The sequence below is a fragment of the Dyadobacter psychrophilus genome (assembly GCF_900167945.1).
Taxonomy (GTDB): domain Bacteria; phylum Bacteroidota; class Bacteroidia; order Cytophagales; family Spirosomataceae; genus Dyadobacter; species Dyadobacter psychrophilus.
In genome coordinates, this window is the sequence record NZ_FUZA01000001.1 from 1143331 (window position 1) to 1166507 (window position 23177).

The 23177-nt window shown below is 44.7% G+C and carries 22 protein-coding genes; 11 read left to right on the top strand and 11 right to left on the bottom strand.

All coding sequences use genetic code 11. The annotated features are described in order from the left end of the window. Positions 1–7: 7 nt before the first annotated feature. Positions 8–448 (bottom strand): hypothetical protein, encoded by a 441-nt coding sequence (locus tag B5X68_RS04985; protein WP_082213521.1) that lies wholly within the window; start codon positions 446–448, stop codon positions 8–10. Between the two features lie 45 nt (positions 449–493). Beyond that, entirely contained in the window at positions 494–1564 is a 1071-nt protein-coding gene (locus B5X68_RS04990) for a DUF6973 domain-containing protein (RefSeq protein ID WP_082213522.1), read from the bottom strand. A 346-nt stretch (positions 1565–1910) separates the two neighbouring features. Between B5X68_RS04990 and B5X68_RS04995 the strand changes: the two genes are divergently transcribed. Further along, entirely contained in the window at positions 1911–4304 is a 2394-nt protein-coding gene (locus tag B5X68_RS04995) for an ABC transporter permease (RefSeq protein WP_082213523.1), read from the top strand. Positions 4305–4399: 95 nt separating this feature from the next. Continuing rightward, on the top strand, positions 4400–6805 hold the full coding sequence (locus B5X68_RS05000; protein ID WP_082213524.1) for an ABC transporter permease: 2406 nt from the start codon (positions 4400–4402) through the stop codon (positions 6803–6805). Positions 6806–6958: 153 nt separating this feature from the next. On the opposite strand, the gene B5X68_RS05005 is transcribed toward B5X68_RS05000, so the two are convergent. Continuing rightward, entirely contained in the window at positions 6959–8203 is a 1245-nt protein-coding gene (locus B5X68_RS05005) for an MFS transporter (protein WP_082213525.1), read from the bottom strand. 143 nt (positions 8204–8346) lie between these two features. Here B5X68_RS05005 and B5X68_RS05010 point away from each other — a divergent pair, with 143 nt between their 5' ends. Together B5X68_RS05010 and B5X68_RS05015 are read left to right on the top strand one after the other, a co-directional pair. Beyond that, on the top strand, positions 8347–8808 hold the full coding sequence (locus tag B5X68_RS05010; RefSeq protein ID WP_082213526.1) for a hypothetical protein: 462 nt from the start codon (positions 8347–8349) through the stop codon (positions 8806–8808). Positions 8809–8868: 60 nt separating this feature from the next. Beyond that, positions 8869–9783, top strand: coding sequence for a winged helix-turn-helix domain-containing protein (locus tag B5X68_RS05015; protein ID WP_229208283.1), 915 nt, complete (start codon positions 8869–8871; stop codon positions 9781–9783). A 10-nt stretch (positions 9784–9793) separates the two neighbouring features. Here the strand turns inward: B5X68_RS05015 and B5X68_RS28855 are convergent, their stop codons facing one another. Continuing rightward, positions 9794–9970 (bottom strand): hypothetical protein, encoded by a 177-nt coding sequence (locus B5X68_RS28855; protein ID WP_170916583.1) that lies wholly within the window; start codon positions 9968–9970, stop codon positions 9794–9796. Between the two features lie 198 nt (positions 9971–10168). Between B5X68_RS28855 and B5X68_RS05020 the strand changes: the two genes are divergently transcribed. From B5X68_RS05020 to B5X68_RS05045, 6 genes are all read left to right on the top strand, one after another. Then, positions 10169–10831: an ABC transporter ATP-binding protein gene (locus B5X68_RS05020; RefSeq protein ID WP_082213527.1), complete on the top strand. Its 663-nt coding sequence runs from the start codon at positions 10169–10171 to the stop codon at positions 10829–10831. Positions 10832–10844: 13 nt separating this feature from the next. After that, the gene (locus B5X68_RS05025; protein ID WP_082213528.1) at positions 10845–12155 is read left to right on the top strand and encodes a TolC family protein; all 1311 of its coding nucleotides are present in this window, start codon (positions 10845–10847) and stop codon (positions 12153–12155) included. A 161-nt stretch (positions 12156–12316) separates the two neighbouring features. After that, positions 12317–12973 carry an outer membrane beta-barrel protein gene (locus B5X68_RS05030; protein ID WP_082213529.1) on the top strand — a complete coding sequence of 219 codons (657 nt, stop codon included), beginning with the start codon at positions 12317–12319 and terminating at the stop codon, positions 12971–12973. 8 nt (positions 12974–12981) lie between these two features. After that, complete coding sequence (locus B5X68_RS05035) at positions 12982–13662, top strand: outer membrane beta-barrel protein (protein WP_082213530.1); 681 nt, start codon at positions 12982–12984, stop codon at positions 13660–13662. 87 nt (positions 13663–13749) lie between these two features. Then, on the top strand, positions 13750–14445 hold the full coding sequence (locus tag B5X68_RS05040) for a GDSL-type esterase/lipase family protein (RefSeq protein WP_082213531.1): 696 nt from the start codon (positions 13750–13752) through the stop codon (positions 14443–14445). Between the two features lie 129 nt (positions 14446–14574). Beyond that, positions 14575–15918: an FGGY-family carbohydrate kinase gene (locus tag B5X68_RS05045; protein WP_082213532.1), complete on the top strand. Its 1344-nt coding sequence runs from the start codon at positions 14575–14577 to the stop codon at positions 15916–15918. A 5-nt stretch (positions 15919–15923) separates the two neighbouring features. On the opposite strand, the gene recG is transcribed toward B5X68_RS05045, so the two are convergent. Further along, positions 15924–18044, bottom strand: coding sequence for an ATP-dependent DNA helicase RecG (gene recG, locus B5X68_RS05050; RefSeq protein WP_082213533.1), 2121 nt, complete (start codon positions 18042–18044; stop codon positions 15924–15926). Between the two features lie 179 nt (positions 18045–18223). On the opposite strand from recG, the gene B5X68_RS05055 reads away from it, so the two are divergent. Further along, positions 18224–18724, top strand: coding sequence for a DUF2911 domain-containing protein (locus B5X68_RS05055; RefSeq protein ID WP_082213534.1), 501 nt, complete (start codon positions 18224–18226; stop codon positions 18722–18724). A gap of 61 nt (positions 18725–18785) precedes the next feature. Here B5X68_RS05055 and B5X68_RS05060 read toward each other — a convergent pair whose 3' ends face one another. The 6 genes from B5X68_RS05060 to B5X68_RS05085 form a co-directional block, all read right to left on the bottom strand. After that, positions 18786–19082: a winged helix-turn-helix domain-containing protein gene (locus tag B5X68_RS05060; RefSeq protein ID WP_082213535.1), complete on the bottom strand. Its 297-nt coding sequence runs from the start codon at positions 19080–19082 to the stop codon at positions 18786–18788. Between the two features lie 36 nt (positions 19083–19118). Then, positions 19119–20234 (bottom strand): hypothetical protein, encoded by a 1116-nt coding sequence (locus tag B5X68_RS29395; protein WP_082213536.1) that lies wholly within the window; start codon positions 20232–20234, stop codon positions 19119–19121. Positions 20235–20259: 25 nt separating this feature from the next. Then, a complete protein-coding gene (locus tag B5X68_RS05070; protein WP_082213537.1) occupies positions 20260–20634 on the bottom strand; it encodes a diacylglycerol kinase family protein in 375 nt (124 codons plus the stop codon). Beyond that, a complete protein-coding gene (locus B5X68_RS05075) occupies positions 20609–21289 on the bottom strand; it encodes a DUF1361 domain-containing protein (protein ID WP_082213538.1) in 681 nt (226 codons plus the stop codon). Before B5X68_RS05075 ends, B5X68_RS05070 begins: the two co-directional genes overlap by 26 nt. Before the next feature lie 96 nt (positions 21290–21385). Further along, on the bottom strand, positions 21386–22294 hold the full coding sequence (locus tag B5X68_RS05080) for an SMP-30/gluconolactonase/LRE family protein (RefSeq protein ID WP_082213539.1): 909 nt from the start codon (positions 22292–22294) through the stop codon (positions 21386–21388). Positions 22295–22314: 20 nt separating this feature from the next. Then, on the bottom strand, positions 22315–22959 hold the full coding sequence (locus B5X68_RS05085; RefSeq protein WP_082214009.1) for a thioredoxin family protein: 645 nt from the start codon (positions 22957–22959) through the stop codon (positions 22315–22317). Positions 22960–23177: the final 218 nt, after the last annotated feature.

The following is a 23177-nucleotide window of genomic DNA, read 5'->3' on the forward strand; positions in this document are numbered from 1 at the left end:
CAATGGATTAGCGCCAATTAGTTTTAACACTATACATCGGCCTGTTTACTTTTAAAACATCATCAAACTGACTTCCAATAGTACCGACCTCTTCGAGATTTTGAAAGGTGATATTTTCGTCGATCAGCCTTTGCAGCGTTGCCTCATCCACATTTTTGAATTGATTTGACCAACCGCTTCCGGGATCTCCGCTTAATGTTAACAGCTTCAATGCAGGAACATAATTGAGGATAAATCTGCCGTTGCTTTCGGAAATAACCTCGTAAACTTCCTTATCCTTGTCACTGTTCATGTAGTGTTGGTACAAATTTACCATTGCCTCGGCTCGCTCCTTTTCCCTGTCTGTTCCCTTCATGTAAAGTGTATCCACATACGGATGTGAGATTTCATGGCAGCTGGTTAAACACAATGCCGCTAAAATCATGTACAATAAAAAGTTTTTTTTCATAGGATAAAGATTCAATTCATTTTTGATATAGTAGCAAATAAAACATTACGGCATGACGTGGACTAGATGTTGATTGGGACTATATAGGTTGTTAAATAAATTATTCCAAGTAACAGAATTGTCACCACCATGCCAATTCAGAATATCAACCATGTTATGCATAGCGCAAGAATTAGCTTTGGAATGCATATTGTTAATTATTTCATCTACACTCGGCATCTTCCTAAAAGGCCCAAAACCCCAAGAAGTTTCGTTTTCCATCCACTCGCGGGCCGACATGTTATTGTGAAGGTCCATAGCTGAGTCTTTATCATGGATTTGCAGACCGTTGTCGTTTTGCTCGTGCTTTGAACATCCATCTTGAGTAAAATCAATCGCCTGATTTTCACTTGCCGGAGAACCTTTCAGAATAAAACGAATTGACAATGCATTCCAAGTAGAATGTTTAAAGGCGTTGCCTTTATTTCCAACAACAGCATTTCCAAATAATGTTGTCGCTAAGTTAATAGCATCTTGTGCGGCTTGCACATACCACTGTGCATATCCTGGATTTAGCAATAAGTGATTTTTTTCGGGAGTTGTCAACCCTCCCGACTCAGGTCCCAAAATCCGGCCATTCTCCCTTTTAACTCCTTCCAGCGCAACCACCTCTGCCACAACATCACGCTTGCAAAGCGCTTGGTAAAAATCATAAATCAGGGCACGCTTTTCGTTGGCTTCCTCGTGCGTTGTAATGTCCGGAAAATCACGGAAAACCCTTTCGAGATCCTTTTCTAAAATACCCTCTTCGGACGTGATTAGTGGATATTTTGCATTGTGCTTCACTAAAATAGGCAGCAATTCTTCGTAAGTGATCAAGACCACTTCACCCGATGTGCGGGCATTACCCTTTCCCGAAATCGATTCATAGTAAACATCAAATTCTTCCTGCGTCTGATGAAAAAGCTCTTTTGGAAAATTTCCGGGAATAACAACCCGCTCACCTTTGAACTGAATTGTGTCTAATGTTTCTGAGGCGTCTTCATTCGGTGTCAGCTCCCAATAAGGCGTGTCGCAAGCCAATAGGATCGCTCCAAAAACAGCCAGAAAGGCTCCTTTTCTTAAAATTAAATGCATAAATTGTCTCTGTTTAAATAGTGAAATATTATTTAAATGATTTCCGTCCCGCCCTTCCGACGCCAATCTCGGGGCGGGGCTTTCTTTTGCAAGGTATTCGACATTCGGTGGGAAATAACTTGGAGTTGTGCTGTAATTATCTGGCGGCAGCTTCCGATGTCCGATCGGTAATTATGAGTAAAGCCGCTTTTCAAAACCAGACAGCACTGTTCGAAAGTGAACAGAATAGATGTCAAAAGACTCTATTTATACATTGATTATGAATACTTAACGAGCATGGCATGTAATTTTAAGAGCAAGCATTACATTGTTTTTCCTTGATCCTAACTAATAACGACCTGATATCATGCTCCTTAACTACTTCAAAATAGCATTTCGGAATTTTCGTAACCAGCGAATGTTTAGCAGTCTGAATATATTTGGGCTGGCGATTGGTATGGCGGCGGTTTGGCTGATGGTTTTGTACGTGGCCGACGAGCTGAGCTACGATCGATTTCACGAAAAAGCAGACCGTATTTATAGGTTAACGCACGAGGCAAAATGGGCGTCGGGAAGCTTTAAACTGGCCACAACTTCGGCTCCATATGCAGCTGCAATGCAAAACGATTATCCCGAAATCGAAAAAACGGTGCGGATCAGCGCAGAAGGTGGCGGGACGATCTGGTTTGCGGACAAAGCAATTGAAGCCGGTGATATTTTCTTCGCCGACGCGTCGATTTTTGAGGTCTTCACGTTCCCAATGCTTTATGGTGACCGCGTGACAGCATTGCAGGGATCGCAAAAAATAGTCCTTAGCAAGACACTGGCCGAGAAATTATTCGGCAAAGCTTCCGATGCTGTGGGCAAAACGGTTTTGTTTTCAAACAACTTTCCAAACACGGTAACTGGTGTCATGGCGGACGCACCCGTTAATTCACATTTGCATTTTGAAGCATTACGCTCCCTTCCTGAAAACTACACGTCCGGCTGGCAGCAATCCGATTTATACACTTATATATTGTTAAAAAACGGCGTCGATGCAGGAAAATTTGAGCAAAAACTGGCCGGCTTTTTCCCAAAATATCTCAAAAAAGAAATCGGGGATGTAGCGTACAAAATGATGTTACAACCCCTGACATCCATCCACTTACATTCAGATCTCGGCTACGAAATCGGCAATAACGGGAACATTAATACAATCTACATTTTCTCGGTCGTTGCAGCCCTAATCCTCATCATTGCCTGCATTAATTACGTCAATCTTTACACGGCGCGCTCTATGAAGCGGGTTCGTGAAATCGGCGTGCGAAAGGCGGTCGGTTCCAGGCGCTCGCAACTGGTTGGCCAGTTCCTTACCGAATCTTTTTTAATGACCTTCTTGGCGGGCCTGATTGGGGCATTATTAGTAAAAATCGCGTTGCCGTTCTTTAATGAGCTGTCTGATAAATCGCTGACAATGAGTTACAATAACGGCTGGTCAACGGCTTTGACAGCTGTCGCATTTATGCTGTTCATCAGTTTGGTAAGCGGCATTTATCCTGCATTTATGCTATCAGGGTTCCGGCCGGTAATCGCGCTTAAGGGTCAATTAGGCAGCCAGATTGGTGGTGCGCAGTTTCGCAAATCGCTTGTGGTTTTTCAGTTCGCCGTCACCGTCGTCATGATCGCTTGCTCTGGCATTGTTTATCGGCAATTGTATTATGTCAATCACAAAGACCTGGGCTTCAATAAAGAACAGGTTCTGATATTCCATATTGACAAAAACGAAGTGCGGGGCCAGATCAATGCAATCAAGGAAAAACTCACCCAAAGTCCGCTCATCGAAAGCGTTGCGGCCGCAAGTAATCCTCTGGGAAACAACTTTTTAGGAACGGGAGGCTTGTTTATTGAAACTGAAACAGGGGATATGCCAGATTCACCGCAAATAATTAAGAAGTTCTCTGCCGATGGTGACTATGTTAAAACATTGGAAATTAAGCTCTTGCAGGGCAGAACATTTCATGATGATTCTCCTGCGGATCAAACTGCCGCATTCCTGGTAAATGAGGCTCTGGTCAAAAAACAGGGCTGGAATGATCCGGTAGGCAAACGAATAAAATATTTTATTGATGAAAAAGGCGCTACCAGAGAAGCAAAGGTCATTGGCGTGGTCGCAGATTTTCACACCTACTCCTTACAGCACAAAATTGAGCCGCTTGTAATCCAGCTCCCCGCTCCTTCCGACAAAGACAATGTTTATGTTCGCATTCAGCGTGGAAAAACGCAGGAAGCGCTGGCTTATATCGGCAATGCATATAAACAATTTGATCCCGAAGCTAAGCTCGATTTCCATTTTCTTGACGAGAACTTCGCAATGCAATATCAGGCCGAACAGAAACAAGGAAACGTTTTGCTCTCATTCGCAGTGTTGGCTGTTATTATCGCCTGCCTGGGTTTGTTCGGATTGGCAGCTTTCGCGGCCGAGGCGCGGACCAAAGAGATAGGCGTGCGAAAAGTGCTGGGTGCTAGTGTGCAGAATGTCGTGCTTTTGCTGTCGGCAGATTTCCTGAAACTGGTTGTCATTGCTATTGTAATCAGCATCCCGGTGGCCATATATGCAATGCAGGAATGGCTTAAAAACTTTGAATATCAGGCTGGGTTGTCCTGGTGGGTGTTCGCATCGGCTGGATTCCTGGCCATGGTCATTGCACTGCTGACTGTGAGCTTCCAGGCACTTAAAGCAGCGCTTGTTAATCCGGTTGAGTCGCTGAAAAGTGAGTAACATGCTGCCCTTGCCCGTTGATTTACAAACCGTTAAAAATAGTTAAACGGCCTGTCCGCTGCGACCCGCATTTTAAAATTTGACTAGTTTTGGAAATGATCCAGAACTACTTCAAAATTGCCTGGCGCAACCTGCTGAAACGCAAGTTCTATTCGCTGGTAATGATCTTCGGCCTCTCGGTCGGAATGACATTCACTTTCCTCATTATGAGCTATGTGTGGGGCGAACTGAGGGTAAATAGCGACCTGCGTAATGCTGATAACCAATACATTGTGCGCAGCCGGCGGAAGAATCCGGATATGGGAATAGATATGGCCACGCTCGGGCCGCTTGGAGCCACATTGAAAGCCAATTACCCAAATCTGGTCGCGAATTTTTACCGTTATGACGGCATTACTGTCGCCGTTTCCAAAGGGGAAAAACACTTTCGCGAGGAAGTTCAGACGGGTGATTCAACATTGCTCGCCATGTACGGATTCCCCCTTTTGCAAGGCGACGCAAAGACTGCATTGACCCAGCAACATTCAGCGGCCATTTCAGAAGAAAAAGCTTTAAAATATTTTGGAAAAACAGATGTCCTGGGCGAAACATTAACATTACATAATTTCGTCGGCGGCAAACAGGAATTCCAGATCACGGCGGTTTTGAAAACCCTTCCTAACAATTCGGTGAACCATCTGCTGCCAAAACCGGCAGAAATTTTTATTCCGCTTAGCAGTCTTAACGGTCGGAAAGGAGCGGAAGATAATTGGGAATTCCCCTACATGATCACCTACATTGAGCTCCAAAATGGCTTTACACCAAAAGATCTTGAAAAACCGGTTGCCCAAACCCTTGCAACATACGGATCTGCCAATACGAAGGCCAATCTCGAAGTGTATCTCACGCCTTTGAAGGATTATTACCAGGAGGCAAATAATGGTTTAGTACGCAAAATGATCTACACGCTCTCTGGCGTAACGCTCTTCATTCTGCTGATGGCTATTGTAAATTTTGTGAATATTTCTATCGGAAAATCCTCCTCTCGCTTAAAAGAGATTGGTGTCCGGAAGGTGCTTGGCAGCCATAAAATCCAACTAATTGGGCAGTTCCTGGCCGAATTCATCATTCTCGCACTGGTTGCAATGTTTCTTTCGATGTTGTTTTACGAAATTTCGCGTTCTGCATTTTCGGATATCCTGGGAAAACCGTTGCCCTCTGCATTCGCATTATTCCCCTATTCGATCGGGATGCCATTGTTCTGTGCGCTGCTCATTGGGTTTATGGCTGGCATTTATCCCGCTTTTGTTTTATCAGGCATTTCATCCATTGATTCAATGAAAGGCAAACTCAAATCAATCAGGGAAAATGTAATGTTAAGGCGTGTGCTTGTGGCTTCGCAGTTTGTGATTGCATTATTTGTGTTTGCGGGCGCTATGGTCATCTCTCAGCAAGTACATTATTTTTTCAATAAAAACCTGGGTTACAACAAGGAATCGCTCGTTTCCATCGCTGTTCCCCGCGACTGGACGCCCGAAGGATTGTCAAAAATGGAGGCAATCAGGAACAACCTTTCGCAACTGAAAGAAGTAAACAATGTGAGCTTATCTTATGAGATCCCCAACGGAAACAACGGCGGACATACAGGATTATACAAATCCGGACAGGATTCCACGCAGGCCATTCACACGCAATTTTTGAGCACAGACGAACATTACGCCGACACTTACCAGATCAAAATAGTGGCTGGAAAGTTCTTCAACGGCAAACAAGGCGCATACCAGTCCAATCGCATCGTGCTTAACGTAGCGGCAACAAAAGCATTAGGTTATCCAAATCCCGAAGATGCTGTCGGTCAGCAAGCAAGGGTTCACAATGTACCTGGTTTACTTACCGTTGACGGCGTTTCCGCAGATTTTAATTTTGCATCTGTGCACCAGGTCATTAAGCCAATAGGTTTCTTTCACGTGAAAGAAGGAAATGCATTTCGCTTCCTCACATTCCGGCTTAACCCAGCCAATCTGGGTGAGTCTATGACAGTTATAGAAAACAAATGGCGGGAATTAATGCCCGATGCGCCTTTTGAATACGCGTTCATGGATGATACTCTGCAAAAGCTGTATCTGTCCGAAATGCAGTTGAAAAAAGCTTCACAAATTGCAACAGTCTTATCCGTAATCATCGTCTTGCTTGGCGTTTTGGGCATGGTTTCCCTTAATGTCACCCGCCGGACCCGCGAGCTTGGTATCCGCAAAGTCCTTGGCGCCTCTGAAATTGGGATCATCATGCTTTTCCTTAAAGAATTCCTGCTGGTAATGACCGTCGCCATGCTCATTTCCTTTCCCCTTGCATTCCTGACCATGAAACGCTGGCTGGAAACCTACGCCTACCGCATCCAAATTAGCTGGGAACCCTTTGCAATGGTTGGATTAGGATTTTGTTTGATTGTTACGTTATTAGTCTGCCTGCAAACGACGAATGCAGCATTAATGAATCCTGTGAGGAGTCTTAGAAGTGAGTGATTTGTGTTTAATTAGCTTTGGGGAAGCATGAGAAAGGTTTGCAAATCTATGACCAAAGCATCTTATGATAATCCTGAGTTGAGTGACTTTTCTTTTTTAAAACTTCCTCTATCTCTTTTTTGTAAACCCTGGTTGAAATAATTCATCAACATTTTAACTCAGCCGCACGGAAAACAGATCCTTCGAGCGCATGTAAATGTAAGTAACAACGATGATGGTCAGCAGGCCGCCGGCCATGACGGAGGGGACTGCCCCGAACGCTTTGGCCATTAAGCCCGATTCGAAGGCGCCTAGTTCGTTGGATGAACTTACAAAAATGCCGTTAACTGCAGCCACGCGGCCACGCATTTCATCGGGCGGGTAAATGAGCAGGATCGTTTGCCTTACAATGACACTTACGCTGTCGAAAACGCCGGTCGCGAATAGGGCGGCGCAGGATAACAGAAAATTGGTGGACAAGGAAAAAATGATCGTGCAGATCCCGAAACCGGCAACAGCCACGAGCATGTTGCGCCAGGCATTGTGCGTGGGTGGATAGTATGCCATCGCAAACATCGTGAGCAACGAGCCAATAGACGGAGCTGCCCTGAGCAATCCCAAACCTTCGGGCCCGACTTTCAAGATATCCTCAGCAAAAACAGGTAAAATCGCGACAACACCACCAAAAAGCACGGAAAAAAGATCCAGTGAAATGGCGTAAAGCACGATCCTCGTCCGGAAAACAAAGCGAAAACCTTCCTTCAAACTCTCAATTATAGGCGTAACGATCTTGGGAAACTCTGGCCGCGTTTTGATCATGCCTAGTAAAATCCAGCAAATCACGAAGTTACCTATCACGATCAGCAATGTGTGCGTGAGGCCAATGTACGCATAAAGGAAACCTGCAATCGCCGGACCGGTTATGGACCCAGCCTGCGAAAATGAACTGCTCCACGTTGAAGAATTGTGATAAATCACCCTCGGTACCAAAAAGGGTTTCAGCGAGCTGGATGCCGGCGAATAAAAACCTTTTGCAAAACCGATTAATGCAAATACCGAATAAATGACGATTAGATGCTGCGCCGACGACAGCGCGTCATAAATAAAAGGCTGAAATGCCATGTAAAGAATCACCGAACCCAGTAAAATCACCACCAGACTAATGTGCATGATCGTAATCTTGTTTTTCTGATCCGCCACATAACCCCCGAAAATTGAAGTAATGACGAACGGGATCACCTGCGCAAGTCCAATTAAACCCAGCGCGAGCGGGTCGTGCGTGAGCTTATAAAGTTCGTATGCGACGATAACTTCCTGGATGAGGATCGATGCGGAAAAAAGAAAGGAATTGGATATAAAAAACCGGAAATCGGAATACCGGAGAGCAGCGTAGGGGTCCTGGGAAGATACTGTTTTCAATTCAATGATTAAGTGTTCTATTCAGTAACACGAATGTTTTACATTTTGTTTACAATGTTTTACAGTCTTTTTTCCTGCGGCTTTTCGGGTTGTGATACATTTGGTTTATTCAAAACATAGCCAACCTTATAACTTCAAAACACATGAAAAACAACCTTTGGAAAATAGTCGGGGCACTGACCGTCTTTTTCTCCCTTCCGCCATCTGTTGCGCTGCCTAAGGAATCGATGGACGGCTTTTACTGGAACCCCGTTTTGCTCAATGGCCGCTCCGTTAGCCCCGCCGAACTCGCAGCTGCCAGTGCGGGGAAATTGTCGCTGGTCAAGTTTAACCAAAAATCTAACCGGGTCACGAAAGTACCATTCATTATTTACCTGCGAAGAGCCGGAATGATCGTTAATGGCGAGGCCTATGCGCATAACAATGCCGTTTTAGAAGGCGACATTTATGAGGTTTTAAAACCCGCAAGAGCCGGCGATCAGGTGATTATTGACCCTGTTGATAAGGACGATCAGATCGGGCGGCGCGTTATCACTGTGCAAAGCAGCCAGTTGACTCCTCAGTTCAAATGGTTTGGTTTCTATAAAAAAGGTGACGGCTGCTGAATCATGCCGGCGTTATGTTAAATTTGTCTTAACCTCTTTTATAACAACACAATGCATTCAATGCGACTTGCATTATCCCAGGCATTAATGAATTTCGGGAAAATCAGTTTCCTGATGTTTGTGATCGGATTGTGCATTTTGAAAACAGAGGCCTTGGCCAATAACGAAAATTTCCGGTTTGCCGAGAAAGCCAATCTTGCGCTCAGGCGTACGGCGCATTTGCTATTGCTTAAAAACGGTGATTCTCTTTCTACTATCCCGCCCGTAAAGCAGATTGATGCCAACACTTTTTCGATCAGGATGGAACATCTGTTTGACTATGAACAGCTTCCTGAGCTACTGAAACAATCCTTGCAAATGCAGCATATAGAACGCGGCTACAATGTTACAGTCCTGAAATGCGATAACGGAGAGGTGCAGCTGGGTTACAACTTCCTGGATCTCAATCGTAAAGAAGGCGTTACTTGCGGTGGGCGAACGCAAAAAGAGGATTGTTACCGGTTGCAGGTAAGTTTTATATCAGAAAATGAAGAGCCCAAAACGGCCAGCGGCAACTGGTGGCTGTTGCCTTTTGGAAGTGCATTAGCTGGCCTGGGCTTTATTGTTTGGAACAGAACAAGGCATAGGAATAATGTTTTGCCAATTCAGGCACCGACTGCCAATATGGGTAATGATTCAAAAACCAGCCTTGGATCATCCGTTTTCGATCTGATTAATCAGACATTGATTTCTGGCAGTGTGACGCACCAGCTTACATTCCGGGAAGCAAAACTGCTTGCACTATTTGCAAGAAGCCCGAATCAGGTTCTAGAACGCGATTTTATCCTAAAATCTGTTTGGGAAGATGAGGGCGTAATCGTGGGCCGCAGCGTGGATGTGTTTGTTTCCCGGCTCAGAAAAATGCTCGCGAATGAACCTGCTGTAAAAATTACCGCCGTCCATGGTGTCGGATACAAAATGGAAGTCTTTTCTTAAAAATCGATGATCAAAACTTTCCTGAAAATTGCCTGCCGCGATCTATCTGCATCTGCCGGGGGTTTGCAACCATGATTACATTGGTTACAGTTTCGTCCCAGGCTTTCCTTGCAGCACTCGAAAATCCCGTCCGTTCCCTACGCGCCGAATAGGCTTTCCAGCCCATTTTGAATGCTCGGCTCCGCATCGTCCGATACCGTACACATTTGTACGAATTCGGACGGTTCGACTTACTGGGAAATATTTAAACTAATCATAATCAATAATTTAACCTTTTGGCAAGCCTTTTTAAAATAGGACTGGCATAAGAGACGGCGGTATATGCATTTGCTTTTAAAATAGCTTGTCTGTAATTATACCAAAAATCTCAAACCCAAAAAATTTTATGATTAAGTTAGACAAGATATCAAAATATTACCCGGCAGGTTTTGGCAAAACGTATGTGTTGCGCCACATTGATTTACACATTAAGGAAGGCGAATTTGTATCCATCATGGGCCCTTCCGGCTCAGGAAAATCAACTTTGCTGCATATCTTGGGATTACTGGAGGAGCCTTCCGAAGGCGAATATCTTTTCCTTGACGAACCCGTTCAAAAGTTATCTGAGAAAAAACGAACTGAACTGCACCGTCACCATATCGGATTTGTGTTTCAGGCTTATCACCTCATCGACGAACTAACTGTTTATGAGAACATTGAAACACCTTTACTATACAAAGGCACGTCCGGTTCTGAGCGAAAAAGCAGGGTTGCAGAGCTGCTCGACCGCTTTAATATGGTTGCAAAAAAAGACCTTTTCCCGCACCAGCTTTCCGGCGGACAGCAGCAATTGGTGGGTGTTGCACGTGCCATTGTACACAATCCGAAAGTAATTTTTGCAGACGAGCCAACAGGAAACCTGCATTCGGAGCAATCGATTGAGATTATGGAATTATTTCAAAAACTTAACCAGGAAGATAAAGTCACCATTGTCCAGGTAACGCATTCGGAGGTTAATGCCGGTTACGGAAACCGGATTGTCCGGTTGAAGGACGGGTGGTTAGCGTAATAATTTATTAGCCATGAAACATTTAATTTTACTTTTTTGCCTTTTACCGGTTTTCGGGAAGGCACAATCTACGCTCAGCCTGGCTGAATGTGTAGCCCTGCTCGCCAAGAACAATCTGATTTATCAGCAAAGTAACCTGGAAGCGGAAGCAGCACAGGCACAATTGCGGCAAACCAAGTCGCAAATTCTCCCGCAAATTGCATTTGGGGTAACGCAAACGGTGAATGTCGGCCGAAATATCGACCAGTATACTAATGAGTATATAGACCAGGTTTATGGTAATAACTCCCTCGGGGTGAACTTTCAGATGCCCGTTTTTCAGGGTTTCAAAGTGCAAAATCAGATCAGGCAAGGCGTGCTGCTGAAAGAATCTGCGGACCAGAACCGGACTGCGGTATTGAATGCACAAACAGTTCTGCTCATGGTGGGATATGTGAATGTGCTGGCAACCAAGGCACTTTACGAATCGTGGACCGAGCAGGTTGTATCCTCCGAGACGCAAGTTGACAGGCTTACCAAACAGGTGAATGCCGGGACGGTTGGTGTCAATTTACTCTATGAGGTCAAGGCGCAGCTGGCTAACGACAAATTCAGCCAGGTTACGGCACTGAATAATTACCGTACAGCGAGACTTGCGCTTTTTCAGAGAATGAATATCACACCGGATGACAAGGTTGAATTTGAGCCGCTTGCCCCGAGAGATTCAACGATGACCGCGGTAAATGCGCTGGATATTTATGAAGATGCACAGAAGAGTTTCCCCGAGATCCGCAGCGCTGAATTGTACCGCCAGAGCTTTGCTTACCAGGTCAAATCCATTAAAGCACTTAACTATCCTTCATTGGGATTGCAGGGCGGATTTGGGGCACTTTACGCAACCACCAACAAGAATCTGGATTATTTCAATCAGCTGAATGCTACCCGGAACGGCTCGCTGCAATTGAACCTCAATATCCCCATTATGGGTCGTTGGCTGACCAAGCCGCGCGTAGAACTGGCCAAAGTTCAGGAACGCCAGGCACAAAATACATTGGATGTCACAAACCAGGTTTTGAGACAAGCTATTGAGCTGGCGGTGCTGAACCTGCAAGCCATGGCCGACAGGCAAGCCTCTGCGGAAGGACAGGTTGAATCGCTTACCGCAGCATTCGCCGTGATTGAAAGTAAAATGAATGCCGGGATTGCCAACTCGTACGAATACTCGCTGGCCAAAGCCAACCTGGCCAAAGCACAGGGAAATGCTATTCAGGCAAAATATGATTTTTTAATGCAACAAAGGCTTTTACAATACTATCGCCAGGGAAACTGGACGGGCGTATTTTAAGATATAAAAGAATGTTAGGTTAAATTTGGTATCGGTAATTTTTAAGAGGCAGTGACTTATCACTGCCTCTTTTTTGTGTTATTCCTTTAAATAAAGTTAAATAACTTATTGGTTACATAAAGATCATTATCTTGCTTTTCACTAACTAAAAAACATCGGCTATGAGAAAACTTATCCTCTTCTCGTCCATAGGCATTTTGTGCCTGGTTGGCGAGGTTCAGGCGCAGCTTCAAAAAGGCACCCGATACTGGGGCGCCACCATTTCTTCGAACGGAGAAGCAAGCAATCAGAAATATTACGCTGACTACAAATCGAATGCGAAATACGCAAATATTTATCCTTCATTAAGAACGGGCTGGTTTTTCAGGGATAATACAATGTTCGGTGTAGACCTGAGTCCGTCCATCAGCTTTTCGAGATCAAAGAACAACTTGTCAGGAACCGAAAGCAAATACGAGTACAACGGGATTGCCGTGAATTTGACACCTTATATCAGGAAATACAAGTCGCTAAGCCCTAAATGGTTGCTATATGTTCATTCAGGGGTCAATCTCAGTTATGTGAGAACCAAAAACACCAACAGCGACGAATCTGAATTTAAGAACGGCTATGGTGCCGGGCTTAACATTGTACCCGGCGTTGCATTTCGGCTCACGCCCCGTTTCTGGCTTGAATCGGATGTAAGTGTCTTTAATCTGAATTTATCTTATGTCAACTTCAATGACAATAACAGCGTCAATTTCCAAACTGGATTGAGATCTGATATTCAGCAGTATTTCACTGTAAGGGCTGCCTGGTACATTCAAAAATCTAACTAATCGAGGAAATGAAAAAACTTACTTTACTTATATTGTTACTGCAAATTTGCACGGCAACGGCGGTAATGGCGCAGCTTGAAGGAAGGCGTTTTCTTTCGGGCGGGATAGGCCTGGATTTCGCAAACACCAATCCTGATTTGACCGAATCAACGAACAACTATAATGGAAATGTCAACATAGGAATCGGGAAGTTTAAGACACAGACCAAAGCTGTGGGCTGGAACCTGTCCGGCTATTTAGGGGGCGGAAAAACCCTGCGCTATGTCAATGGTCAAGATGAGTCGCAGAGTGGGATCAATCAGTACGGGATCGGCGCTGGGCGGTTTTGGCAATTTTATAAACATTTTAATGAAAAAATAGGCATTTATGCCGGCCCGAACGTAAACCTCAGCTACAATTACAAAAAAGAAAGGCTGATGGAGCAAGAAAATATAAATGATCGAAAGTCACATGCGACAACGCTTTCCTTAGGAGTTGGTGCGGGTGTATATTACAGATTGTCGGAAAGATGGTGGCTGGATGCCAGCCTGGGATTTGCTACTCCGTTTTCACTGGCTTATACCAAGATCAACAACGACTATGTTGGATCCACTGTCACTTCAAAAGCCAGTCAGATCAATTACAACCTATCCCCTTCTTTTACCTTTCCCAGCGTGGGTCTGGGCCTTCGTTATTTTCTGGCGAACTGAAATGCCCTTACTGCTAATTTTTTGAAGTTTTTACATTAAGAATACTGTGGATATGCCTTTTTGGGTATATCCACTTTTTTGCCCCGAATGAAAAAAATCTTCCTGCTTCTTTCTGTTGTATGGCTAAGTGCCTGCCACAAACCTAATTCCACCAACCTGGCCGAACCCTGGCAGCCCGATTATGATGTGAGAAGATCCGAGGCTTCCATTATCAACTTTGAACAAAAGGACAATGAAAAAATGCCTGCACCAGGCGGGATCGTTTTCACAGGAAGTTCTTCTTTTACAAAATGGCAGAGTGCTGCCGAAGATCTTGCACCGCTGCCTATTATCAATCGTGGTTTTGGCGGCTCCACATTCCCGGAAGTGATTTATTACGCACCACGCAATGTATTGAAATACAATCCCAAGACAATTGTGACCTATTGCGAAAACGATATGTTTGGCAAGAAGCCCAAAACGCCGGAACAGGTCAGAGACGAGTATGTTACGTTTGTAAAACTGGTGCGCGCAAAACTTCCTGACGTTCAGCTTTATTTTGTTTCACTAAAACCATCACCATCCAGATGGGCAAAGAAAGATGACGTGATCAAAGCCAATCAGCTTATACAGGATTTCATTAAAAAAGACAAGAAACATCACTATATAGATGTGTGGCCAGTCATGCTGAAAAACGGACGGCCGGATGGCAGTATATTCGTGGCCGACAGCCTTCATATGAACGACGAGGGCTACCGCCGGTGGACCAAGGTTTTTAAGCCGGTTTTAGAAAAGGCGTTGTGAAAAAGTTTGGTCAGACGGCGAAATTCTAAGATTTTAAAAGAACAGGTAAGGGTATTGGTTTTAACGTAAAGTCACTATATTAACCGAAAAATACATTTCCGGATAAAAAAGTGATATCGCATTCGAATAATGAAAGTAACAGCGGTTTTTGACATTGGCAGGACCAATAAGAAGTATATACTTTTTGATGAAAAGTATCAGATTATAGATGAATTTTCAGAGTCACTTCCGGAGACAACCGATGAAGATGGATTTCCCACCGAGGACATTGAGCTGCTGACCAAATGGGTGCAGGATCGCTGGGCCGCATTGCTGGAAGATCCGAAATACGATATCAAGGCAGTAAATGTTGCCGCATATGGGGCAAGTCTGGTTCATTTGGATGCTTCCAACAAGCCGCTTACACCATTATATTCCTACTTAAAACCTTTCCCGGAAGATCTTTTAAAGCAATTTTACAGCACATATGGCGACCCTACGCGGCTTTCTTTGCAAACCGGATCTCCGGCCATGGGAATGCTCAATTCGGGAATGCAGCTTTACTGGCTCAAATACACTTATCCCGATATTTACAAACAGATCGCTTCAACATTACATTTGCCGCAATACATTCTTTATCTATTAACAGGCAGAAAAGTAAGCGATTACACCTCGCTAGGCTGTCATACAGCACTTTGGAGCTTTGAAATGTGGGATTACCACGATTGGGTAAAGGAAGAAGGAATTCATAAAAAGCTTGCGCCGGTCCTGGCGTCTTCTTCATTTATATACAGGCATAATGAAAAAGGCATCCAGTCCGGATTTGGGTTGCATGACAGCTCTTCTGCACTGATTCCTTACCGGATGGCTGTTAAAAAACCATTTGTGCTGCTGTCAACCGGAACCTGGTGCATTAATTTCAATTCCTTCGCCTCCAAGCCGATGACATCATATCAGCTCGAACGCGACTGCATGAATTATCTTACGCCTGAGGGCAGCGGCGTTACGGCCTCCCGCTTGTTTATGGGCAGGGAGCACGATTATCAGGTTGCACGCATTGCAGAATATTTCCGTGTCGAGCCCGATTTTTATAAAGGGGTTGTATTTAATGAGGAAATTTTAAAAGCGGAAACGCCGCCTTTTTACACGGCTTGCATGACTGGTAACGGGCCTTTTCCCGAACCAAATACGCAGGAATGGCAGATCAGCGCATTTGCCTCCGCAGAAAGCGCTTATCACCATTTGATCAAAGGGCTTACCGAATTGCTTTACGTTTCACTGGATTTGATCGGGATTAATGATGTGCAGGCGATCTACATTGATGGCGGTTTTGCGAGGAATGAGATTTTCACAAAGCTGATGGCCCGTCATTATTCAAATCACAGCGTATATGCAACGGATTTGCCTTATGCAACTTCCCTGGGTGCTGCATTACACGTGACAAGGCCACAAACATTCGAATTTTCCAAAGAGATTTACGAAATAAAAGCATAAAGAGCTTAACTGATCCTGCTCCAATTGGTCGCCTCCTTGCCCATATGTTCTATATGTGCACGAATGGGTTGGTTTAAAGGTTGGAGCAGGTCAGGATCTGCGTTCAGGATTTCCTCCGCGGATTGACGTGCAGCTTTCAGTATCTCCCCGTCCTGCGCCAGGTTGGCAACCAATAAATCCAAAAGACCGCTCTGCTGTGTGCCGGACAAGTCACCGGGACCACGCAATTGAAGATCCACTTCTGCAATTTCAAAACCATCATTAGTCCTGCACATGGTTTCAATACGAAGCTTGGTCTCCTTGCTGATTTTGTAATCGGTGATCAGGATGCAGTACGATTGTTCGGCGCCCCTTCCTACCCTTCCGCGCAGCTGATGTAATTGGGATAAACCAAACCTTTCTGCGTTTTCGATGACCATTACAGATGCATTAGGCACATTGACCCCGACCTCAATAACTGTGGTCGCGACCATGATTTTCGTCTCACCACGAACAAATCTGGCCATTTCGAAATCCTTATCGGCAGACTTCATCTTACCATGCAAAATGCTCAGCGGAACGTTCGGAAATGCACGCGAAACGCTTTCATAGCCGTCCATTAAGTCTTTCAGGTCCATTTTCTCGGATTCTTCGATTAACGGATATACCATATAGATCTGCCTTCCTTTCGCGATCTCGTCTTTCAAAAAACCGAAAACAGACAGCCGGTGCGCGTCGTAACGGTGAACGGTTTTAATCGGTTTCCGGCCCGCAGGGAGTTCGTTGATAGCTGAAATATCCAGGTCGCCATATAATGTCATGGCCAATGTGCGCGGAATGGGTGTTGCGGTCATCACCAGCATATGCGGATTGATATGACTATTCTTAGCCCATAATTTTGCCCGTTGCGCCACGCCGAAGCGGTGCTGCTCATCGATAATGCACAGCCCCAGGTTTTTGAACTGAACAATATCTTCAATAAGCGCATGCGTTCCCACGATAATGTGCATAGAGCCATCCAGCAATTGCTTATGGATCAGCTCCCTCTCCTTCTTTTTGGTGGAGCCTGTGAGTTTACAAATATTGACACCCAGCAAGTCAGCGAATTTCTTTAAACCCTGGTAATGCTGATCTGCCAGGATTTCTGTGGGCGCCATCAAACAAGCCTGGGCATCATTATCGAGCGCGAAAAGCATAGAAATGAATGCAACAATAGTCTTGCCCGAGCCTACATCGCCCTGCAAAAGGCGGTTCATCTGTCGGCCGGTTTTCAGGTCCTCATGAATTTCCGCCAGCACCCTGATCTGTGCATTGGTTAATGTAAACGGCAAATGATTTTCATAAAACTGCTTTACGAGGTTGGTATGGCTGAAAATCATTCCCGGATATTCCGTTTTGTGCAGCAGCTTATTTTTGATCAGACGAAACTGATTGTAAAAAAGCTCCTCAAATTTCAGCCTTCGTTGTGCCTGATGCAGCCATTGGGCGCTTTGCGGCAGGTGAAAATTCCAAAGCGCATCTGCCTTGGAAACAAGCCTGTATTTCTGAACGAGCGTTTCTGGAAGCGTTTCGCGAATGTGCGGCCTGGAAATTTCGAGCAGCGATCTCATCATCCGGCTTATCGCCCGGCTTTCTACAAATTTTCTGCGCAGCTTTTCGGTAAGGGGATAAATGGGCTGCCAAAACCCACCGTTTTCGTTCTCCGGCGTGATCAGGTCCAGCTCGGGATGCGTAATGCTCCATCTGCCGCCGAACGCCACGGGTTTTCCAAAAACAATGTATTCCGTATTCGGGCGAAGGTTCTTTTCGTACCACGCAATGCTCTGGAACCAAACAAGTTCCAGGATTCCCGTGCCGTCCGTAAAGTATGCCACGAGCCGCTTTTTATTCCCCTCTCCCGTCATGGTCCATTCGCGCAGCCTACCCTTGATCTGAGCGGCCGGAAGCTGGTCGTTCAGGTCTTTGATTTTATGGAAAACGGTCCGGTCCTCATGCCGGAAAGGATAATGTTGGATAAGGTCCCCGAATGTAAATATGCCCAGTTCCTGATTGAGCAAGGCCGCTTTTTGCGGGCCTACTCCTTTCAAAAACTCGATTTTTGTATCAAAAAAGCGCGTTCTTACCGTTTGAATTGCATCAGAAGTCATTATTCAAATATAGCGCGAATTCACAAAAAACAAAGATTAGCAACCCTGGATATGTTAATCAACGTTAATGTCACCGCTTATTGGCGTTTTTAAAACCAGACGGCTTGGTTCACAACTTTTGAAGTGCGTATTTCGTTGGATTATTAATTTTATCCACCTAAAATCAATTTTTACCTTTTATGAAAACCACATTTTTAACACTTTTCCTCACATTGGTTGCATTCACATGGGCGTCCGCACAAAGCCCGAGAGTAACAACCGACGGCCCGAATGTCAGCATTGCTTACGGTCAGCCTTCGAAAAAAGGAAGGGTTCTTTTTGGCAAGGATGGAAGTGAAAGTTTGGAAAAATATGGCAAAGTCTGGAGAACCGGCGCAAATGCTTCTACTGAAATCACTTTCAAGAAAGATGGTATGTTTGCTGGCAAAGCAGTGAAAGCAGGGACTTACAGCTTATTCACAATTCCAGGCGAGAAAGAATGGACTATCATTCTAAACAGTGTCCTGGGTCAATCCGGCGCATACGATTATGACAAAAATAAAGGCAAAGATGTTTTGAAAGTGACAGTTCCAAGCAAAACATATGCTACATCAGAAGAAAAACTAACATTTAAATCAACGGCTACGTCGCTTGATTTCCAATGGGACAAAACGGGTTTCTCGGTTCCTTTGAAGTTTTAGTGTAATATGATAACAAAAAAGAAGGGGCAGCATTGAATTCAATGCTGCCCCTTCTTTTTTGTTATAAATTCTGCCGGATCATATTTTCCAGAACCTGCAAGTGATCAGTAAATGCCTTATGCCCTACTTCTGTTGCCTTGTAGGTTGTTAGCGGCTTTCTGCCCAGGAATTGCTTTTGAAATTCAATGTATTTTGTTTCTTCCAGTGCTTTCAAATGAGAAGCCAGGTTTCCGTCGGTTAGCTGCAAAAGTTCTTTTAATTCATTAAAACTGAGCGCATCATTCACCACAAGCACGGACATGAGCCCAAGCCTGATTTTACTCTCAAAAACTTTATTAAACTTCTCTAACCACTCCATTTATACTTGCTTTTAAACCAAGTCAACAACAATAGATTATTTATTGGCTTCCAAAAAAAGCATAGCGTCCCTGTTACGGAGCCAAATCGCCTGATCCCGCTGACTGTTTGCCTGAACCGTCAAAATCGTTGACACCAATCCTGTTCCGAGTGAGACCCAAAAAAATGTCTTTACATTATTCCGGTTCCCTGAAACCAGCGAACTGATAGAACCAACGGCCCCTGCAACCGAAATGACCGTCGCGATTCCTCTTGTACGGCGCGACTTTTTAAATAATTCAAATCCTCCCTGCGAAAACGAAAACTCGTTTTTTAATGCTTTTTGGCCCCTGTAATACACATTGTCCTTTACATAACCATTTCCCTGAAGATAAATCGTTTCCTTATCATACCAGCGTCTGACCTGGCGAACCGTGCTGTCCGAAGAACTCTGCGCATGACAAGCGAACGAGGCAAGGACAAACAAAATTCCGAAAAGACCTTTTATGGAAGACTTGCTTGTCGCTGTTATTTTTTCGCGTTCGTAACGGTTATACATTGCTAATCCGTAAATAATATGCAGCACGCCAAAGCCCAGCGACCAGAAAAGGAGCGAATAGTTCGTAAAAAAAAGCGTCAGGCTGCCGAGCACTATTTCGCAAATGCCCATATAAAAGAGCTCAGGATAAGTGAATTTGCTGGCATTGACCAAGGCAATGCCGTAAAAAATTAATGTGGCAGGAAATACAATCCATATCATACGATGGTAAAGCAGCATGCTAAGGCAAAAAACCCCTCCCGTCAAAAGCGGTACAAGCATTCCAACCAACAATCTTTTCGAGCTTCCGTTCCAAACCGTGAGCCCTCTTTTCTTTCCTTTGCGAACGGTCAGGATAGTGCCGATTGCCAGTGAAAAAAATAACACACAAAAGCCATCGATGACTAAAAACCGCGCAACATCTTCGTGACGGCCTTCGCTGTAAGGTGCAACGGGTGCTGTGATCTCAGCAAGCCAATCCGTTTTAAATTTGACATAAGCCACAACAGCACCTATCAGTGCAAAAATGCCAATAAAAACACCGCTTAAACCACTTAGTGACAAGAATTTCGAAGACCGCTCCATCAGGCTGCGGATCTCGTTCAAGGTGTGCAGGGAGTCCTCGTTTGAATTCATAAAACAGGTTGTAAAAAGTGTTATATCAAAAAAGGAGCAAAAATTTTGGGACAAAAATAATAAGGCCAACCAGCACAGCAGAGATAGCCAATATCAGCACCGCCGCAGCGGCTGTATCTTTCACCACTTTGATAACAGGATGATAATCAGGCATTACCAGGTCGGCGAGCTTTTCAATAGACGTGTTTAATGCCTCCGCAGCCAGCACAAGTGCAATCTGAATGATAATAATGGTCCATTCCACGCTAGAGATATCGAAAAACACACCGGCCATCAATACCAGGATACAGGCCATTAAATGAATGCGTGCATTGTTTTCGTAGCGAAATAGATTATAAATCCCCACACCCGCGAAACGAAAGCTGCGCGCGGCTTTAAGAAAATCTATGGGTCCGTTCATTTTGTTTGAGTTCTGCGAAAATATGGAACGCAAAGTACAACAACATCAGCACGAACGAAAACGTCAATGTGTGTTTTATGGCCATTGGATCCTGTATGCTTTTAAAAATGCCCCGAGCTAGCGCACCCGGCTGTGTAACGATATCCCAGCTGTTCCAACGGCCGTAACGGCCCAGAAATATGCCAAACCCGCTCATTACCATGGACATTAAGATTGCCAGCCAGGCAAGTCGCTCGTTCCAGCGGCGGGTAATGATCCTGTGTACGATTCGGATGCTGTATAAGCCGGTCAGGAAACCTGCGACTGAGAATGTAAAGATCATGAGCGCATCATACCAGATGATGTTTTCAGGAGCACCTTTCAAATGTTTGAGATCCGTAATAATGTAGGGCGCATTGGGAAAAAACAGCAGCCAGATCATCAGATAGCCCATAAGCAGACCGAATGGCAGCCTGCGCCGCGCTTCCATTTCCCAGACGGATTTGATAAAAACCAGCGGCACCCATGCCAGGAAGAGGTTCCAGGCAAGAAAAATGAAGTCCCAATTATGAATAAGCATCCTGAATAACAATAGTGTCATTGCAGCGGATGAAACAAAAGCCAGCAGAGCGACTTTTTGATTACTTTGAAGATAGCGTACTAGTTTTTCCAACATTATGTGAATAGTTTAAAGTACTTTGAGTTGCAAAGTAAATGAAACCAGTTTTAGTTTTCAAACTTGTCCTGCGCCTTTTCAAGAAAATTTAAGGGATTATTTTTTATTGACTTCCGCGAATGCTTTCATCATTGCCCATTCTCTTCCGGCAGTATTGGCCTTGAAAGTTTCCAGACAGCCGCGATCTTGAAGCGTAATGTAGCAGGTTTTACCATTTTTGCCGCCGAAGCAAATGTTGGAAACCTTCTTACCGATCGTGGTAATTGTCTGGATCACTTTGCCTTCGGGCGACAGCACAGCAACTTCGCCTTTTCCGTGTCTGGCAATGTACAGATTCCCTTCCACGTCGCAGCGCATGCCATCCATTCCACCGTCTTCGAATTTGTGCAAAAGTTTTTTGTTGGATAGAGATCCGTCCGGTGCCAGGTCAAAAACCCAGACATTCCTCTGCACGCTTTCATTAACATATAATTTTTTCTCGTCCGGGCTCACGTCGATGCCATTGGTAGTGCCCATATTTTCTGCAACCAAGCGCGTTTTGCCTTCGGGTGATACGTGCCAAATCTGGCCTGTGCCTTCTTTCCAGTTTGGGTCAGAACAAAAAATGTGTCCTTTTGCCGTGATAGCAAGGTCATTGGGTTGGTTCATTTTCGGCTCATTGGCAAAAACAGAAATATCCTTCGTGATCAGGTTCACTTTCAAGACATTATGCCCGGTAAAATCGGCTACGTAAAACGTGTTTTTATCCGCAAACCGAATGCCATTTCCGGTGCTGCCTTTGGGAAGCGTCACAAAGAAACTCGCACTTCCTTTCTTACTCATGATGGCCACCGTCCCATCCCGCGCGAAATTGACGGCATATACATTCCCTTCACTATCCACAGCGGGGCCTTCACAATTGCTCGTGAATTCCCCTTCGGTTGAGAATTTTTTACTTTTGGTTTGCGCAAAAGACGCCTCAACGAAAGCAGCGCAGAAAATGAGGAGGAGAAAAAATCTATTCATATGTTAAGAATGTCAAAGCACTAATTTTTCCACTTGATCGCGCATCCGACGGGTTTGGTAATGGTTGTTACAACCGGCTTGCCTGTCAAAAGATTGCTAACCGCTTCATCTGCATAAAGTTTGGTAACACCAGCCGGATCCTGCGGATTATCATCGATCATACCAATGTAACGCACCGTAAACTTCGCGCCGCTTTTTTGCAAAATATAAACCTGCGGTGTACGCCCAGCCCCAAATGCTTTCGCAACCTGCTGCGAATCGTCCACCAGATAAGGATAACCGTATCCTTTGGAAGCCGCACGCTCTTTCATTTTTTCAAATGTATCGTCCTGGTGCGTTCCAGGATCACTCGGATTAATCGCAATGACCGGAAAACCCTGGGAGGCGAATTTATTGTTGAGCGCAATGATGCGGTCTTCGTAGGCTTTTGCAAAAGGACAGTGGTTACTCGTAAAGATGACGATTACGCCCTTTGCATTATTGAAATCATTCAGCGAAACCATGCTGCCGTCCGTATTTTTCAAGCGGAAACTTGCGGCAGCGTCGCCTACCTGATAACCAGCGGATTGTTTCACTTCAATAAGTGCGATCTTTTCCTCAAATGCATTTGCATCGGACGTAAATCCTACACCTAAAAACATTGCAACCCATAACCAAATTTTCATTTTCCTGTATTTTATACGCATGCTATCATTAAGACACAAAATATGGAATAAAGTAACAGATCGGATTGTTAAGTTTTGTTAATTCAACGATTCAACGCCGGGAAGGCTGGTAATCATATAAAGGTAACGGTTTGTCAAACTTTAACTATACGCACCGAAATATTTGCCGGAAAATCAGGCAACATTTGCGTTAAAGCATTGTAATTCTGTATGCAAGT

What these genes read in the sequence shown, in the direction of transcription:
- B5X68_RS05025 (WP_082213528.1), top strand. Translation starts at nt 10,845, where the DNA reads ATGAAACATTTAATTTTACTTTTTTGCCTTTTACCGGTTTTCGGGAAG.
- B5X68_RS05010 (WP_082213526.1), top strand. Translation starts at nt 8,347, where the DNA reads ATGAAAAACAACCTTTGGAAAATAGTCGGGGCACTGACCGTCTTTTTC.
- B5X68_RS05020 (WP_082213527.1), top strand. Translation starts at nt 10,169, where the DNA reads ATGATTAAGTTAGACAAGATATCAAAATATTACCCGGCAGGTTTTGGC.
- B5X68_RS04990 (WP_082213522.1), bottom strand. Translation starts at nt 1,564, where the DNA reads ATGCATTTAATTTTAAGAAAAGGAGCCTTTCTGGCTGTTTTTGGAGCG.
- B5X68_RS05070 (WP_082213537.1), bottom strand. Translation starts at nt 20,634, where the DNA reads ATGAACGGACCCATAGATTTTCTTAAAGCCGCGCGCAGCTTTCGTTTC.
- B5X68_RS05035 (WP_082213530.1), top strand. Translation starts at nt 12,982, where the DNA reads ATGAAAAAACTTACTTTACTTATATTGTTACTGCAAATTTGCACGGCA.
- B5X68_RS05080 (WP_082213539.1), bottom strand. Translation starts at nt 22,294, where the DNA reads ATGAATAGATTTTTTCTCCTCCTCATTTTCTGCGCTGCTTTCGTTGAG.
- B5X68_RS05015 (WP_229208283.1), top strand. Translation starts at nt 8,869, where the DNA reads ATGCGACTTGCATTATCCCAGGCATTAATGAATTTCGGGAAAATCAGT.
- B5X68_RS04995 (WP_082213523.1), top strand. Translation starts at nt 1,911, where the DNA reads ATGCTCCTTAACTACTTCAAAATAGCATTTCGGAATTTTCGTAACCAG.
- B5X68_RS05045 (WP_082213532.1), top strand. Translation starts at nt 14,575, where the DNA reads ATGAAAGTAACAGCGGTTTTTGACATTGGCAGGACCAATAAGAAGTAT.
- B5X68_RS05000 (WP_082213524.1), top strand. Translation starts at nt 4,400, where the DNA reads ATGATCCAGAACTACTTCAAAATTGCCTGGCGCAACCTGCTGAAACGC.
- recG (WP_082213533.1), bottom strand. Translation starts at nt 18,044, where the DNA reads ATGACTTCTGATGCAATTCAAACGGTAAGAACGCGCTTTTTTGATACA.
- B5X68_RS05040 (WP_082213531.1), top strand. Translation starts at nt 13,750, where the DNA reads ATGAAAAAAATCTTCCTGCTTCTTTCTGTTGTATGGCTAAGTGCCTGC.
- B5X68_RS05060 (WP_082213535.1), bottom strand. Translation starts at nt 19,082, where the DNA reads ATGGAGTGGTTAGAGAAGTTTAATAAAGTTTTTGAGAGTAAAATCAGG.
- B5X68_RS05075 (WP_082213538.1), bottom strand. Translation starts at nt 21,289, where the DNA reads ATGTTGGAAAAACTAGTACGCTATCTTCAAAGTAATCAAAAAGTCGCT.
- B5X68_RS29395 (WP_082213536.1), bottom strand. Translation starts at nt 20,234, where the DNA reads ATGAATTCAAACGAGGACTCCCTGCACACCTTGAACGAGATCCGCAGC.
- B5X68_RS28855 (WP_170916583.1), bottom strand. Translation starts at nt 9,970, where the DNA reads ATGCGGAGCCGAGCATTCAAAATGGGCTGGAAAGCCTATTCGGCGCGT.
- B5X68_RS04985 (WP_082213521.1), bottom strand. Translation starts at nt 448, where the DNA reads ATGAAAAAAAACTTTTTATTGTACATGATTTTAGCGGCATTGTGTTTA.
- B5X68_RS05030 (WP_082213529.1), top strand. Translation starts at nt 12,317, where the DNA reads ATGAGAAAACTTATCCTCTTCTCGTCCATAGGCATTTTGTGCCTGGTT.
- B5X68_RS05085 (WP_082214009.1), bottom strand. Translation starts at nt 22,959, where the DNA reads ATGAAAATTTGGTTATGGGTTGCAATGTTTTTAGGTGTAGGATTTACG.
- B5X68_RS05055 (WP_082213534.1), top strand. Translation starts at nt 18,224, where the DNA reads ATGAAAACCACATTTTTAACACTTTTCCTCACATTGGTTGCATTCACA.